Source organism: Pseudarthrobacter ribosi (assembly GCF_055412865.1).
In genome coordinates, this window is sequence record NZ_JBVAYZ010000029.1 from 35002 (window position 1) to 49804 (window position 14803).

General features: G+C 66.6%; 18 protein-coding genes. 11 read left to right on the plus strand and 7 right to left on the minus strand.

Going from position 1 to position 14803, the window contains the following annotated elements:
- The first annotated feature begins 46 nt into the window (after positions 1 to 46).
- Positions 47 to 1405, plus strand: coding sequence for an ABC transporter substrate-binding protein (locus ACZYZ5_RS19465; RefSeq protein ID WP_463903948.1), 1359 nt, complete (start codon positions 47 to 49; stop codon positions 1403 to 1405).
- A gap of 158 nt (positions 1406 to 1563) precedes the next feature.
- Here the strand turns inward: ACZYZ5_RS19465 and ACZYZ5_RS19470 are convergent, their stop codons facing one another.
- Positions 1564 to 2028: an iron chaperone gene (locus ACZYZ5_RS19470; protein ID WP_463903949.1), complete on the minus strand. Its 465-nt coding sequence runs from the start codon at positions 2026 to 2028 to the stop codon at positions 1564 to 1566.
- Positions 2029 to 2092: 64 nt separating this feature from the next.
- The gene (locus tag ACZYZ5_RS19475) at positions 2093 to 2281 is read right to left on the minus strand and encodes a hypothetical protein (RefSeq protein WP_463903951.1); all 189 of its coding nucleotides are present in this window, start codon (positions 2279 to 2281) and stop codon (positions 2093 to 2095) included.
- Between the two features lie 273 nt (positions 2282 to 2554).
- On the opposite strand from ACZYZ5_RS19475, the gene ACZYZ5_RS19480 reads away from it, so the two are divergent.
- The 3 genes from ACZYZ5_RS19480 to ACZYZ5_RS19490 all read left to right on the plus strand — a co-directional run bounded on the left by ACZYZ5_RS19480 (position 2555) and on the right by ACZYZ5_RS19490 (position 4339).
- Positions 2555 to 3667 (plus strand): 3-deoxy-7-phosphoheptulonate synthase, encoded by a 1113-nt coding sequence (locus ACZYZ5_RS19480; RefSeq protein WP_463903952.1) that lies wholly within the window; start codon positions 2555 to 2557, stop codon positions 3665 to 3667.
- Between the two features lie 159 nt (positions 3668 to 3826).
- Entirely contained in the window at positions 3827 to 4039 is a 213-nt protein-coding gene (locus ACZYZ5_RS19485) for a helix-turn-helix domain-containing protein (protein ID WP_463903953.1), read from the plus strand.
- 201 nt (positions 4040 to 4240) lie between these two features.
- Positions 4241 to 4339, plus strand: coding sequence for a 30S ribosomal protein bS22 (locus tag ACZYZ5_RS19490; protein ID WP_003792170.1), 99 nt, complete (start codon positions 4241 to 4243; stop codon positions 4337 to 4339).
- A 327-nt stretch (positions 4340 to 4666) separates the two neighbouring features.
- Here ACZYZ5_RS19490 and ACZYZ5_RS19495 read toward each other — a convergent pair whose 3' ends face one another.
- Positions 4667 to 5500, minus strand: a complete 834-nt coding sequence (locus ACZYZ5_RS19495; RefSeq protein ID WP_463903954.1) for an HAD family hydrolase — start codon at positions 5498 to 5500, stop codon at positions 4667 to 4669.
- 143 nt (positions 5501 to 5643) lie between these two features.
- Here ACZYZ5_RS19495 and ACZYZ5_RS19500 point away from each other — a divergent pair, with 143 nt between their 5' ends.
- Both ACZYZ5_RS19500 and ACZYZ5_RS19505 read left to right on the plus strand, forming a co-directional pair.
- Positions 5644 to 5904: a glutaredoxin family protein gene (locus ACZYZ5_RS19500; RefSeq protein ID WP_463903955.1), complete on the plus strand. Its 261-nt coding sequence runs from the start codon at positions 5644 to 5646 to the stop codon at positions 5902 to 5904.
- Between the two features lie 85 nt (positions 5905 to 5989).
- Positions 5990 to 6685: a redox-sensing transcriptional repressor Rex gene (locus tag ACZYZ5_RS19505; protein ID WP_463903956.1), complete on the plus strand. Its 696-nt coding sequence runs from the start codon at positions 5990 to 5992 to the stop codon at positions 6683 to 6685.
- A 50-nt stretch (positions 6686 to 6735) separates the two neighbouring features.
- On the opposite strand, the gene ACZYZ5_RS19510 is transcribed toward ACZYZ5_RS19505, so the two are convergent.
- The 3 genes from ACZYZ5_RS19510 to ACZYZ5_RS19520 form a co-directional block, all read right to left on the minus strand.
- A complete protein-coding gene (locus tag ACZYZ5_RS19510; protein WP_463903958.1) occupies positions 6736 to 7557 on the minus strand; it encodes a hypothetical protein in 822 nt (273 codons plus the stop codon).
- Between the two features lie 214 nt (positions 7558 to 7771).
- Entirely contained in the window at positions 7772 to 8365 is a 594-nt protein-coding gene (locus ACZYZ5_RS19515) for a hypothetical protein (protein WP_463903959.1), read from the minus strand.
- Positions 8366 to 8601: 236 nt separating this feature from the next.
- The gene (locus ACZYZ5_RS19520; RefSeq protein WP_463903960.1) at positions 8602 to 9150 is read right to left on the minus strand and encodes a YceI family protein; all 549 of its coding nucleotides are present in this window, start codon (positions 9148 to 9150) and stop codon (positions 8602 to 8604) included.
- A 210-nt stretch (positions 9151 to 9360) separates the two neighbouring features.
- On the opposite strand from ACZYZ5_RS19520, the gene ACZYZ5_RS19525 reads away from it, so the two are divergent.
- From ACZYZ5_RS19525 to ccsB, 5 genes are all read left to right on the plus strand, one after another.
- The gene (locus ACZYZ5_RS19525; protein WP_463903962.1) at positions 9361 to 10026 is read left to right on the plus strand and encodes a histidine phosphatase family protein; all 666 of its coding nucleotides are present in this window, start codon (positions 9361 to 9363) and stop codon (positions 10024 to 10026) included.
- A 2-nt stretch (positions 10027 to 10028) separates the two neighbouring features.
- Positions 10029 to 10649 carry a TlpA family protein disulfide reductase gene (locus ACZYZ5_RS19530; RefSeq protein ID WP_463903963.1) on the plus strand — a complete coding sequence of 207 codons (621 nt, stop codon included), beginning with the start codon at positions 10029 to 10031 and terminating at the stop codon, positions 10647 to 10649.
- 17 nt (positions 10650 to 10666) lie between these two features.
- Complete coding sequence (locus tag ACZYZ5_RS19535) at positions 10667 to 11422, plus strand: cytochrome c biogenesis CcdA family protein (RefSeq protein WP_463903964.1); 756 nt, start codon at positions 10667 to 10669, stop codon at positions 11420 to 11422.
- A gap of 71 nt (positions 11423 to 11493) precedes the next feature.
- A complete protein-coding gene (resB, locus tag ACZYZ5_RS19540; protein WP_463903967.1) occupies positions 11494 to 13284 on the plus strand; it encodes a cytochrome c biogenesis protein ResB in 1791 nt (596 codons plus the stop codon).
- Positions 13284 to 14405: a c-type cytochrome biogenesis protein CcsB gene (gene ccsB / locus ACZYZ5_RS19545; protein ID WP_463903965.1), complete on the plus strand. Its 1122-nt coding sequence runs from the start codon at positions 13284 to 13286 to the stop codon at positions 14403 to 14405. Before resB ends, ccsB begins: the two co-directional genes overlap by 1 nt.
- On the opposite strand, the gene ACZYZ5_RS19550 is transcribed toward ccsB, so the two are convergent.
- Positions 14402 to 14572: a hypothetical protein gene (locus tag ACZYZ5_RS19550; protein ID WP_463903966.1), complete on the minus strand. Its 171-nt coding sequence runs from the start codon at positions 14570 to 14572 to the stop codon at positions 14402 to 14404. The two genes, ccsB and ACZYZ5_RS19550, sit on opposite strands and share 4 nt — an antisense overlap.
- Positions 14573 to 14803 lie beyond the last annotated feature (231 nt).

The window sequence follows — 14803 nt, forward strand, 5'->3', positions numbered from 1 at the left end:
CTCACTCAAATCGTCCTCACTAGATCAAAGAAGATCGGAGTACCCAGTGCCGCTTTTTCCCCGCTCTGACGCTACTGGCACCAACAGTCCGGCAGCTGCGTCACCCTCTGGCGCACGGCGCCGCATTCGGAAGACGGGCGTGGTTGCCGCGGCAGCCGCCGTCGTTATGGCCCTCAGCGCCTGCGGCGGGGGAGGCGCCCCGCAGAGTGACGGCGGACCCGTCGAGCTGCGCTTCTCCTGGTGGGGGAGCGACAAGCGGGCACAGGTAACGCAGGCCGCGATCGCCGCCTTCGAGGCTGAGAATCCCAACATCAAGATCAAGCCCGAATACGGCGACTGGAGCGGCTACTGGGACAAGCTGGCTACCCAGGTTGCCGCCAACGACGCCCCGGACATCATTCAGATGGACGAGAAGTACATCACCGAGTACTCAACGCGCGGTGCGCTGCTGGACCTCTCCAAGTACGAAATCGACACCTCCAAGCTCGACGAGGCAGCCCTCAACGCGGGAAAGGGTGAGAAAGGCCTGACCGGTATCGCGGCCGGCATCAATGCCGCCACCATTCTGGCCAACCCGGCAGTCTTCCAGGCCGCGGGGGTTGAGCTTCCGGACGACAAGACCTGGACCTGGGACGACTTCGAGCGCATCTCCGCCGAACTGACCGCCAAGTCGCCGAAGGGCACCTATGGTGCCGCCGCCTACGGCACGGACGAAGCCTCGCTGGGAGTCTGGCTCCGGCAGAACGGCAAGACCTTGTACACGTCCGACGGCAAGCTGGGCTTCGAGCCCGGTGACATCGCCGAGTGGTGGGCATTCCTGAAGCAGCTCAGTGAGAACAAGGCTGTGCCTTCGGCCTCTGAGGTCGTGGAAGCCGAGGCCGCCCCGCTTGATCAGAGCGGCCTGGCCACCGGCAAGAACGGGCTCGCGTTCTGGTGGTCCAACCAGTTGCCGGCCCTGGAGAAGGCTGCCGGTTCGGACCTGCAGATCCTTCGGTTCCCCTCCACCACGGGCAAGGCTGCCGACGCCCAGCTCTGGTACAAGGCATCCCAGTTCTGGTCGGCTTCATCGCGGACCAAGCACCCTGAGGAAACCGCCAAGTTCATCAACTTCCTGGCCAACAATGAAAAGGCCGGGGCGGCCCTGCTGGCCGACCGCGGTGTGTACCCCAACACTGACGTCCGGGCGGCCATTGAGTCCAAGCTGACCCCCGCCGACATCAAGGTGGTCAACTTCATTGACCAGATCAAGGACGAGCTCGGCGAGGCTCCGGCTCCGCCGCCGAAGGGCGCCGGCGCCATTCAGGAAATCGTCAAGCGCTACACCTCCGAGGTGCTGTTCAACCGACTGTCCACCGACGAAGCCGGCAAGAAGGCCCACGACGAGATGAAGAGCGCCATCAGCTAAGCCGCACACCCCAATCCGTCAGGCACCTCCGCCGGTCCGGGTGCTCGACGGCGGGTGGTCATCACCGTCCCGGCTGGAACCTTGTGTTCCGGCCGGGACGGTGGTGTTTAAGGCAGACCTAAAGCACTCGGACGTCCCGTTCCGGGCAGACTGAGCCGTTAGCTGACGGCCTTCTTCACGAGCTCGATGATTCTTGCTTCGTCAGCGGCAGTGAGTTCGGTCAGGGCGAAGGCGGTTGGCCACATGGAGCCTTCGTCGAGACCGGCCACGTCGTTGAAGCCGAGGGTTGAGTACCGCGTTTTGAACTTGTGCGAGCTTTGGAAAAAGCAGACCACCTTGCCGTCCTTGGCGTACCCGGGCATCCCGTACCAGGTCTTCGGTGTGAGTTCCGGGGCACTGGCCTTGATGATGGCATGGATCCGCTCCGCGATGACGCGGTCGGATTCAGGCATCTCGGCGATTTTTGCGAGGACGTCGCTTTCCCCGTTAACTTTGGCGCTGCGTGATCCGCGCTTGGTGGCCGTCTTGAGCTCCTGGGCGCGTTCCTTCATCGCGGCCCGTTCGTCCTCGTCGAAGCCCCCATGCGACTTGGCGCTCGTTGCGGGCATATCCGTGTCTGACATTGCGGGTTCCTTTGTTAGCGGCGTACTGGATCCCACACTAATGTCCTGCAGTTACACCGGCTTCTCAGAACTGCTCGACGACGCCGCCGGCTCGGTGGACCAGCAGGTTGCCAACCCTTCGGCCGGCGAGCACTTTCTGTCCGTCGGGATCAAGGACCTCAATGGTGGCGTCGAGCACAATCAACCCGATAGTCCTGCTGTGGCCCGCCCGGAACTGGCGGGCGTCGTTGGGGAAATAGGCCAGCACTGGCACGCAGCATGCGCTCCTTGGCCCGCCGGGACACCCTGATCCGGAGACTCAGTGTGACCTCCGCGATTTTGCTGTGGCGCCGGCGTGCGGTTATCTTGGGGCTATGACTAACCGTTGGTATGCGTATTTTTCGTTGGCTCTGGAGGGGCCCGCGTCTAGCTGACACGCATCCAACCTTCCTTCAGAGCCAACCGGGCAGAGATCATTCTCTGCCCTTCGCCATTTCCCGGCGGGTTCTGATCAGGGCCCGCTCCGCACCCCCGGAACAGGACCCCCATGAGCATCGAAGCAGCCCCCGAATCCCAGCAGTCAACATCCAACCTGCGCGTTAGCGAGTTCACCCCGCTGCCCACCCCGCAGGAGATCATCGCGGAGCTGCCGCTGGACACCCGCCAGGCCGAGACCGTGGCCCGCGGCCGGGACGAGGTCCGCGCCATCATGGACGGCGTCGATGACCGCCTGCTTGTCATCGTGGGCCCCTGCTCCATCCACGATCCCAAGGCCGGCCTCGAATACGCCCGGCGGCTGGTCAGCCAAGCCGAGAAGCACAAGGAAGACCTGCTGATCGTGATGCGTGCCTACTTCGAGAAGCCCCGAACCACCGTGGGCTGGAAGGGCCTGATCAACGACCCTCGGCTCGACGGCAGCCACGACATCGCCGCCGGTCTGCGCGCCGCGCGCCGCTTCCTGCAGCAGGTCACCGCACTCGGGCTGCCGGCCGGCACGGAGTTCCTGGAACCGATCAGCCCGCAGTACATGGCGGACCTCGTCTCCTGGGGCGCCATCGGTGCCCGCACCACCGAAAGCCAGATCCACCGCCAGCTGGCGTCCGGGCTGTCCATGCCGATCGGGTTCAAGAACGGGACCGACGGTGACCTGCAGGTCGCGCTCGACGCGTGCAGTGCCGCCGGGGCAGCCCAGGCGTTCCTCGGCATTGACGGCGAGGGCCGGGCCGCCCTGGTCTCCACTGCCGGCAACCCGGACACGCACATCATCCTGCGTGGGGGACGCAAGGGACCCAACTACTCCGCCCCCGACGTGGAAGCCACCACCGCCAAGCTGGCCGCTAAGCAGCTCAACCCGCGGCTGATCGTTGACGCGAGCCACGCCAACAGCGGCAAGAACCACCACCGGCAGGCTGAAGTTGCCCTCGAAATCGGCGCGCAGCTCGAGAACGGCGGTAGCTCGGCAGGTGCCATCGCCGGCGTCATGCTGGAGAGTTTCCTTGTCGGCGGGGCGCAGAACCTCGACGTCGCCGAGCACGCCGCCGGAACCGATGATCTGGTCCACGGCCAGAGCGTCACGGACGCCTGCATGGACTGGGATGTCACGGCCTCGGTACTTGCGCAGCTGGCGGCCTCCGCGCGCGTCCGCCGGACCCGGGGCTAAGCAGGACTGCGGGCCGGGCCCGGAGATTCCCGCAACTCTTTCACATTGGCACCAGCAGCCCCTAGAGTATCTAACACATGGTTGTTTGATGGCTCAGCATCGGCACACCGCCATGTCGTTCAGATGGGGCTGCCGTTGCTTGAGCAAAGGAATAGGGAAATGTCTTCGGAGGCTAACTTCTCCAATGCGCGCTTCTTGACCGTGGCCGAAGTCGCGGATGTGATGCGCGTGTCCAAAATGACCGTGTACCGGCTTGTTCATTCCGGTGAGATGCCGGCTGTCCGGTTCGGGCGCTCCTACCGGGTGCCGGAAACCGCCATCGAGCAGTACCTCAAGGGTGCTGTCGTCGACGGGAACACCGAAACAGCCTGAGCATCCGCCGTCTTCTACGGCCGGAATCAGGATCTGCGGGCTCCGGACGGCGCCTGCGGTCGTGGTGTGCCCCTGATAGGCGGTACCCTGTTAAGGAACGTTTTACGTCATTGTAAGAACCTGTCAGTTGTACAGTCTGCTGCTTAGCCCGCGGACCCTTTCCAACAGGCAGGTACTGCATCTAGCCGGTAAGGAACTTTCGTGGGTTCAGTTATTAAGAAGCGTCGCAAGCGTATGGCCAAGAAGAAGCACCGCAAGCTGCTTCGAAAGACGCGCCACCAGCGTCGCAATAAGAAGTAGAGATACTTCGCATTATGTGAATGCCCGTTGCCTTCCCGGCAGCGGGCATTTTCTTTGGCATTTCCGCGCCTGGTTCGGACAGGCGACGCGGGTCGGGACGGGCGCTACGCGGATCCGCGTAGCGCTGGACCGGAAGCGTAGCGCTGAGCGGGAGGCGAAGCGCTGGACCGGAAGTGTAGCGCGCGCCCGGAAGTGTAGCGCTGAGCGGGAAGCGCCGGGGAGAAGTTGCACGGGGACGCGCTTTCGGACAGGCGACGCGGGTTGGGACGGGCGCTACGCGGATCCGCGTAGCGCTGGACCGGAGGCGTAGCGGAAAAAGGCCTGGCGTTAGACCGTGGGGCCGCGGAAGCGGGAGAACCCCCGCCAGAGGCCGTATATGGCACCTCCGACGGTCGCGGCCTTGAGCCCCAGGGTGGCCGCGCGGCGTCCGGCCCGGAAATCGTAGACCGGCCAGTTGTTGTCGTGGGCATGGCGGCGGAGCCCGGAGTCCGGGTTGATGGCCACGGGGTGTCCCACCATGCTTAGCAGCGGGATGTCGTTGCGCGAATCGCTGTAAGCCCAGCACCGGGTCAGGTCCAGCCCCTCGGCCTCGGCCATTGCTTGGACGGCCACTGCCTTGGCGGGGCCGTGCAGGATCTCGCCGACCAGCCGGCCGGTGTAGGAGCCGTCAAGGATTTCGCCGACCGTGCCGAGCGCGCCGGTGAGGCCCAACCTGGTGGAGATCACCGTGGCCACCTCGATCGGCGTCGCGGTCACGAGCCAGACCCTGCGGCCGACCCGGAGGTGCTGCTCGGCGAGTGCCTTGGCTCCCGGCCAGATCCGGGATTCGATCATTTCGTCATAAACCTCTTCGCCGAGGACCTCAATGTCCTCAACGGTGAAGCCGGCGGCCAGGCCCAGGGCGGTGTCGCGGACGGCATGGACGTCGTCGATCTTCTCGCCGCGCACCACGAACATGAACTGCTTCCAGGCAATGCCGAGCGCCTGCGGAATTGTGAAGGCCCCGCGCTGGTGCATCTTGCGGGCCACGTGGAACAGGCTGGCCCCCCGCATGAGGGTGTTGTCGACATCGAAGAACGCGGCTTCGCCGTGCTGCGCTGCTGCAACAGGCTGTGCAGCCACGGGCTCGGTGACCACAGCGGCGTACTTCTTTTCGGGCATGCCACGAGTCTAGTCAACACCGGGGCCGGTTCCCGTCGCGCAGCCGGCGGCGGCGGACATGTCGGGTACGGCCCGCGGCGCTGGACGGCCCGGGCGCGTCGGGCGCGTCGACGCCGGAGCGGCCGCCGGGCTACCGTTGAGCCATGCCAAGTCCCGACGTCGTCCTCATCACCAAAGCTGACTGCCATCTGTGCTCGGCGGCGCGCGCCGCCGTCGACCGCGTCACCCAGGGCCTCGGGATCGGCTGGCGTGAACAGTCCATAGATGACGACGCCGACCTGCGCGAACAGTTTGCGGAGGAGATTCCCGTGGTGCTCGTGGACGGCGTCCAGCGGGACTTCTGGAAGATTGACGAAGCCCGGCTGGAGCGCACGCTGCGGCGAGCCCTGGGACAACAGGCCTGAGGGGAGCGCCGGAGACGGCTGCTTTGTTCGCTGAACTGCGGGGGCTCTAGAGTGGAAGGCACAACGCGACTCAATGGAGCAGATAGTGACTTCGCTGGATTCATCCCCTGACGCGATGCCCGGGGGAGCAGGGACTGCCGCCAAGCAGATTCCGCCCGCGGCCGTGGCCCGGCTGACCATTTATCTGCGCGCCCTCACCACCCTGCTCGCCGACGGCATTGACCGGGTCTCGTCCGAATCCCTGGCCGAGGCCTCCGGGGTCAGCTCGTCCACCCTCCGCAAAGACCTGTCCTACGTCGGCTCCTACGGGACCCGTGGCGTCGGCTACGAGGTGCAGTACCTCAACCGGCACATTGCCGCGGCGCTGGGTTTGACGCGCGACTGGAAGGTCGCCATCGTCGGTGCCGGCAACCTCGGCAAGGCACTGGCCCGGTACGGCGGATTCGAATCCCGGGGCTTTGACATTGTGGCGATCTTCGATGCGGACCAGATGGTCGTGGGCAGCGAGGTGGGCTGGCTGCGGGTCAGTGACGCTGCCGACCTCGAGCCGGTGCTGCAGCGGACCGGCGCCAACATGGTGGTGCTGGCCCTGCCGGCCGCCGTGGCGCAGGACGTCTGCGACCGGGTCGTTGCCGCCGGCGTGCGGAGCATCCTCAGCTTCGCCCCGGTGATGCTGCAGGTGCCGCCCGGGGTCAACCTGCGCAAAGTGGATATGGCCACCGAACTGCAGATCCTCGCCTATCACGCACAAAGGGCGCAGAACCCGGAGGATGCCGACTAGCTTCAGTCGGCCCGTCCGGCTCCCGCGCCCGCTGCGCTGGTGCCTGCGGCTTAGTACGGTCGGCCCGGCTGCCCGTAGGGGTTGGCGAACGGCTGCCGCTTGGCGAAGTACGGCGACGTGGCCGGCAGGTACAGCATCACAATGCCTGCGATGCCGAGGAGGACTGCCAGCGTGCCGAGGCTCAGCGGGAAGAGGCTGAGGAGGGACAGGGCGGCGAAGACCGTCCCGAGGATCCGCGCCCAGTTCTTGCCCTTGCGCACGTTGAAGGCCACGAGCGCGTAGAGCCCGGCGCCGATCACGGCGAAGGCGACGATGCTGCCGACCAGGAATCCCTTGAGGTCTTCGTACCTGATGTCAGCGCCGCTCCCGGCCATCTGCTGTTCGAACTGGGACCGCATTTCGGGGGAGTCGATCATGCCCATCGCCATCAGGAGCGACAGGACCCAGACCGCACCGGCGGCGACGATGAGCCAGAAGGCCGTATTGACGAGCTTGGGCGCCGTGCCCGCCGTGCCGGCCATGGCCTGCGGCTGCTCGGAGGGGAACTGGGCGTAGGGGGACTGGCCGTACTGCGGGGGCTGCTGGTTGTACTGGGGCTGGTTGTACTGCGGCGGGTTCTGCCCGTACTGCGGAGCGGACGGGGCCTGGCCGTACTGCGGCGCGGACGGCGCGTTCTGACCGTACTGCGGCGCCGACGGCGGCTGCTCGCCGTACTGCGGCGCGTTCTGGCCGTACTGCGGCGCGTTCTGGCCGTACTGCGGCGCCGACGGCTGCTCGCCGGGCTGGGGTGCGTTCTGGCCGTAACGGGGGGCCGGCTTTTCGCCCGGCTCCGGGGAGTCCGGGTTCGACGGCGGGACTGGCGGGATGCTCATGGGCGTTCCTTTGCGTGGCGGTCTGATTCGGATACCGGAAACAGCTTCCTGCCCTGCCCCCAGCATGGTTTACGTCCACCGTACCGCGGGCCGGCGCCCGCGCGGATCATTCCGGAGAGGTATTCTCGCCGGGTGCCTGGGCGGAGTTCAAGGAGCCGGTACCGCGAAGGTCCGAGGCCGCCCCGAAGCTGCTACGGCGCAGGTCAGGTCCAAGTCAGGCCCGGCCACGCAGCGAGGTGAACCACGCCTGGGAGTTGGGCAGCCACATCAGCACCGCGGCCACCAGGCTGATAGTGAAGCTCGGCCAGCTGCCGCCGCCACGGCCGTCCGCCGCACTCGTGTTGAGAATGGCAAGCAGCAGGGAAATGCCGGCGACGATCGTGAGGGCGAAGCGGGCCCACTCGTGGCCTTCCTTCATCTTCATGGCCAGGATGACTTGTGCCCCCGAAAGGGCCAGTGCCACCAGCACCAGCAAGAACACCAGGAAGCCCAGGCCCGGAACCACGGCCAGGAGCACGAACGCCCCGAAGAGGCCGACGACTCCGCCCAGCAGGCCCAGCAGTCCGCTGATGAGCCAGATCCAGTAGGCGACCTTCAGCTCGATTGGCAGCCAGCTGACCGTGAACATGCCGGAGAACCCGCCGTGCGGCATCACGTCGTTGAAGTTCCGGGGCCGGTCCGTCGGCATCTCAAAGCGGAACCCGCCAGGCGTTTGGCCCGAAGGCTGCTTCGAGGGCTGTTTGCCCGGTGTCGGCTGTCCCGGCTGCTGCGGCTGCTGCGGCTGAGGTACCTCGTTGGGTTTGCTCATGGCTCTCACTTTAGACGGCGGATGAGCCGGGTATCGAGGGACCTTCGGCATGTTGCGGGCCATGTCGGGGCGCCGTCGGCCGGGGCCCGCTCGCGCCCCGTGGGACGCGCAAATCCGGGGCCCCGGATTAAGCACAACACCCCGCTCCGTCACGCGGACGGAGCGGGGTGCGGGCGGCTCGGGGCCGCGGGTCCGACCAGTCCCCTGGGGGACCGGCCGGTCAAGCGTTTGAGTGACTAGGCTGCGGGAGCGATGAAGGCCAGTTCGAGGTTGACAGCAACCTTGTCGCTGACCAGCACGCCGCCGGTTTCGAGGACTGCGTTCCAGGTCAGGCCGAAGTCTTTGCGGCTGATGGTGGTCTCGGCGGACAGGCCGGCGCGGGTCATGCCGAACGGGTCCACGGCAACGCCGTTGAACTCGGTCTCGAGGGCCACCGGGCGGGTAACACCCTTGATGGTCAGCTCGCCCTGGAGCTCGTAGCTGTCACCCTTGGGGACGATGCTGTGGGAGACGAAGGAGATTTCCGGGAACTTCTCGACGTCGAAGAAGTCTTCGCCGCGGACGTGGCCGTCGCGGTTGGCGTCGCCGGAGTCGAAGCTCGCGGTCTGGATCGTGGCCTTGACCTTGGAATCGGCCACGTTCTCGGCGAGGTCCAGGGTGGCCTCCGCGTCCTTGAACTGACCGCGGACCTTGCTGATGCCCGCGTGGCGGACGGTGAAGGCGATCTCACTGTGCGAGTTGTCGAGGGTCCAGGTGCCGGTGGTGACGTTAGCGGGAAGTGCCATGGTGTTGCTCCTTGAGTCGGGTGGGTCGTGCGGGTGGTCTGATCGTCAGTTGGAGCTCATTTGTTGAAGTCTCAACTAACTGCTTCACCCAGTATAAACATGCATTTGCATCTTTTATTCCAACTCCGGGGAACATTTCTCCAAACTCTTCAGTTCTACTTCTTGTAGAAGATTTCGTCATTGCCCCTGCCCTTTGAGAAACTGGTACACATGCCCCAAGCCACTGTTCATTTGCTCCGCCACGGCGAGGTCTACAATCCCGACGGCGTCCTGTACGGCAGGCTGCCCGAGTTCCATCTCTCCGAGCTCGGCCAGGAAATGGCCCGGATGCTGGCCGAGCACTTCAGTGCAAGGGCAGCGCAGGGAGCCAACATCGTCCACCTCGCCGCCTCGCCGCTGACCCGCGCGCAGGAAACGGCGCAGCCTATCGCCGAGGCGCTCAACCTCGGGATCAGCACCGAGGACCGGATCATTGAGGCGGCCAACTACTTCGAGGGCCTGCACGTCAACAAGGGCGAGATCTTCAGGCCCAGGCACTGGCCCATGCTGCGCAACCCCTTCCGGCCTTCCTGGGGCGAGCCCTACAAGGACCAGGCCGCCCGGGTCATCGCCGCGGTGCAGGATGCCCGGCTGCGCGCCATCGAGCTCGGCGGCGAGGGCGCGGAGGCGATCCTCGTCAGCCACCAGCTGCCCATCTGGGCCACCCGGCTCAGCGCCGAGGGCAGGCCGCTGTGGCATGATCCGCGCAAGCGCGAATGCACCCTCACCTCGGTCACCTCCCTGGTGTTCGACGACGACGGGAACCTCCTGCGCGTCGAGTACAGCGAGCCTGCTGCCGTCCTCCTCCCCGGTGCCTCCAGCACCCCCGGAGCCTGAGCATGACCGCAAACAACGGCAACTCATCACCGGTGTCCCGCCGCAGCGTCCTGACGGCGGGCGGTGCCGCCCTCGCCGTCGTGCTGGGCCTTTCCGGCTGCGCCCAGGAGGACGCGCTGGCGCAGCAGGCCAAGGCCGGCGACAACAAGAACTACGTGGCCGGCGACGGTTCGGTGACCGAATTCGCCGCCGCGGACCGCAAGAGCGCCATTGCCATCCAGGGCATGCTGTTTGACGGCACCGCGGTGACACCCGAGGCCTTTCAGGGCCAGGTGACCGTGCTCAACTTCTGGTTCGCGGCCTGCGCGCCCTGCCGGGTGGAGGCACCCGAGCTGGAGGCCCTGCACCAGGAGTTCAAGAGCCAGGGTGTGCAGTTCTTCGGCGTTAACCTCCGCGACGAGAAGGCCACGGCGGATGCGTTCGACAAGTCCTTCAACCTGACCTACCCGAGCTTCAACGACAAGGACGGCGCCGTGCTGCTGGCCGTGTCCGGGCTGGTTCCGCCGGGGGCCGTGCCCACCACGCTCGTGCTCGACAAGCAGGGCCGCGTGGCCTCCCGTGTCCTCGGCGAGATCCAAAGAGGGACGCTCAAGTCTCTCATCGCCGCTGCCGTGGCCGAGTAGCGGACGGGCCAGCCACCGTGAACAGTCCCTTCGCCGAAGCCATCCTGAGCGGATCGCTGCTGCTTGCCATCCCCGTGGCACTGCTCGCCGGCTTCGTCTCCTTCCTGTCGCCCTGCGTGCTGCCCCTCGTGCCGGGGTATCTGGGCTACGTCACGGGGCTGACCGGCGTCGACCTGCAGAAGCAGAAGCGCGGCCGCATGCTGGCCGGCATCGGGCTGTTTGTCCTGGGGTTCTCGGTGATTTTTGTGCTGCTCGGCGGTGCGTTCGGGCAACTGGGGACGCTGATCACCGGCTCGGAGAGCAAATGGATCACCCAGGTCCTGGGCATCCTCGTGATCGTCATGGGCGTTGTGTTCATGGGCGGTTTCGGGTGGCTCCAGCGCGATGCCAAGATCCAGTCGAAACCGCCGGCGGGGCTGTGGGGTGCGCCGCTGCTGGGCATCACCTTCGGCCTCGGCTGGGCGCCGTGCATCGGCCCGACCTACTCCGCGGTCCAGCTGCTGAGCCTCTCCGGCGGGTCCTCGGCCGCCAAGGGCGCCTTCCTGGCGTTCGTCTACAGCCTGGGCCTGGGCATCCCGTTCCTGCTGATCGCCCTGGCCGTGCGCCGCGGCATCGGCGTGATGTCCTTCTTCCGCAGGCACCGGCTCGCCATCCAGCGGATCGGCGGCGGCATCCTGGTGGGGCTGGGCCTGCTGATGGCCAGCGGCGTCTGGGGAACCTGGGTGTCCGAATTGCAGTACTGGTTCCAAACCGATGTGAAATTGCCGATCTGATGAGCGAGCGAGTGAACGAAGAGAAGAAGTCCCCGTCCCCCGGCAAGTCCGGCGGCAGCACACCCGACGGCATGTCCGGGGGCGGGTCCGGCGGGAAACCCGGCAAGTCGGGGGGCAGCCCGGTGGCCGCCGCCAAGGCTGAAGCTGTCCTTCCTACGCTCGGGCCGCTGGGCATGCTCCGCTGGGCCTGGACCCAGCTGACCAGCATGCGCACCGCGCTGTTCCTGCTGCTGATGCTCGCGGTCGGTGCGGTTCCCGGTTCGTTGTTCCCGCAGCGGCCTGCGAACCCCTCGATCGTCACGCAGTACATCAAGGACAACCCGGACTACGGCAAGATCCTCGACTCCCTCCAGCTCTACGACGTGTACTCCTCGGCGTGGTTCTCGGCGATCTACATCCTGCTGTTCATCTCGCTGATCGGCTGCGTGGTCCCGCGCGCCATCGCGCACTACAAGGCGATGCGCTCCCAGCCGCCGCGGACGCCCGCGCGGCTGTCCCGGCTGCCCGAATACGGCACCCTGGTGATACCCGCCGGTGCCGGGATCCCGGCGTCACGCGCCATTGACGACGCCGCCGGGCTGCTGACGAGGCGCGGCTACCGTGTCGACGTCCGCGACCGCGACGGCGCCCGGCCCTCGATCGGTGCGGAGCGCGGCTTCCTGCGCGAAGTCGGGAACCTGGTCTTCCACACCTCGCTGATCGGCGTGCTCGTCTCGGTCGCGATCGGCGGGCTGTTCGGCTACAGCGGGCAGCGGATCCTCGTGGAGGGCGACACTTTCGTGAACACGCTCGTCGGCTACGACCAGTTCACCCCGGGCACCAACTTCCAAAGCAGCCAGCTGGAGCCGTACTCGGTCCAGCTGGACAAGTTCCAGATCACCTTCGACCGGGAATCCCAGGGCAAGATCGGCCAGCCCATCGACTTCCAGGCCGACGTCACCACCAGGGAATCTCCGGACGCGACCGCCCAGAAAGAGGTGCTGAAGGTCAACGACCCGCTCACCCTCGGCGGCACCAGCATGTACCTCACCGGCAACGGCTACGCCCCGGTCGTCACCATCCGCGACGGCGCCGGGAACGTCGCCATGCAGGGCCCGGTCGTGGCCAAGCTGCAGGGCGACAACTACTACTCCTCCGCGGTCATCAAGGTCCCGGACGCCAAGCCGGAGCAGCTCGCCTTCGCCGGCTTCTTCCTGCCCACCGCGTTCGTCACCGAGGAGGGTGTGTCCTTCAGCGGGGATCCGGAGCTGTTCAACCCGCAGCTGACCCTGAACTCGTACTACGGCGACCTCGGCCTGGACGACGGGGCCCCGCAGAACGTCTTCGAACTCGACGTCAAGAAGCTCACGCCGCTCAACGCCCGCAACCTCGACGCCGGCGGCATCACCCTCTCGCCGGGCGCCACGTACACCCTCCCGGACGGCAAGGGCACCATCAGCTTCGACGGCGTGAAGCGCTACATCGGCGTCGACATCCACCACAACCCGGGCCAGCTCTACGCCCTGATCTTCGCGCTGCTGGCGGTGGCCGGCCTGGTCACCTCGCTCTACGTGAACCGCCGCCGCGTCTGGGTCCGGACCGGCACCCACGCGGACGGCCGCACCATGGTCGAATACGGGCTCCTGGCCCGCGGCGAGGACCACCGGCTGGCCGGCGAGGCAGCCGCGATCCGCAGGCTGCTCGCCGGCGCCTGGGATCTCGACGACGGCGGCTCCCAGTCGGCTCCCAGCGGGGGAGCGGATAATGGCCGGGCGGATACCACGCTGCCCGGTGCCGGTGCTGAGCAGGCCTCCCCGGACCACCCCGCAGCAGACTTCATCCAGTCAACAGCAGGCTCTTCCGAGTCAAAGAAGGAAAAGTAATGCTCCCCATCAACGAAACCATGGGCCAGTACAGCGAGTTGTTCATGCTCCTCGCGGCAGGCACCTACACGGTGGCGTTCATCGCCTTCGCATGGGACCTGGCCAAGAGCAGCAAGACGCTGCGCGCGGTGGACCTCAAGGCCGCCGAACTCTCCGGTGCCGCGGCCGCCCGCGTCCCCGTCGCTGCCGGCGTCGGGGCCTCCTCGTCATCCTCTGCCGGTGCTGTTGACCGGGCCGACGGGGACGTGGCCGGGCCGGTTGGCCGGGCCGAGCGCCCGACGTCGTCCGTGGCGGGTGGCTCCGCCGGGAACGCCGCCGGGATCGGCCATACCGCCGACGGCGCCATGCGCTACTCCGCCGAGCGCCGCGCGCCCGCCCGGGTGGCCGTCGCGCTGACCGTGCTGGGTGCCGCCATCCACGCGGCCGGCGTCATCACCCGGGCCATCGGCGCGGGCCGGGTGCCGTGGGGGAACATGTATGAGTTCCTCACCACCGGCGCCTTCGTGGCCGTGGCCGTCTTCCTGCTGGTCCTCGTCCGGCGCGACCTGCGTTTCCTCGGCACCTTCGTGGTGGGCCTGGCGATCATCATGCTTGTGGCCGCCTCCGTGGCGTACTGGACGCCGGTGGGGCACCTCGTTCCCGCGCTGCAGAGCTACTGGCTGATCATCCACGTCTCGATCGCCGTGCTCTCCTCCGCGCTCTTCACGCTGACCTTCGCGATGTCCGCGCTGCAGCTGGTCCAGACACACCGGCAGAAGACCATCGCCGCCGGGGGTGCCGACAAGCTGGGCTTCATGCGCCTGGTGCCGTCCGCGCTGAGCCTGGAGAACCTCTCCTACCGGATCAACGCCATTGCGTTTGTTGGCTGGACCTTCACGCTCATGTTCGGCGCCATCTGGGCCGAGAAGGCCTGGGGCCGTTTCTGGGGCTGGGACACCAAGGAAGTGTGGACCTTCGTGATCTGGGTGGTCTACGCCGGCTACCTGCACGCCCGCGCCACCCGTGGTTGGACCGGAACCCGCGCGGCCTGGCTGTCGATCGTCGGCTACCTCTGCGTGGTCTTCAACTTCACCATCGTGAACCAGTTCTTCAACGGCCTGCACTCCTACTCGGGGCTCTAGCCCGCGGCCACCAGCCTCCGCCGGCGCAGCAGAAAATCGCCGGCAATCACCAGATCATCGGGGCTCAGTATGCCGGCGAGGTCGAACCACGTCCGCAGCGGGGAGGTGCAACTCACCCTGGCCCCGGACACGTCCTCGTCCGGTTCGAGCGACTGCTGATGGCCCACGACATCCTTGTACCGCTCGGCCCGCCTGCAGGGTCTGACGAGATCCCGGGCCCGGGTCCGACGTCGGCAAAACAGAGGCAAACCCGCCGAAATATGCCAAAACGTTTCTTCTTGGATTGTCGCCTACTCTAGGTGTACTGCGCCATTAGGTTGGTGACACTCGGGTGATGGGTGTGGTTCCGATGCCGGTGTGGATTCGTTCAGTGTTGTAGTGCTGGAGCCAGGGCGCAA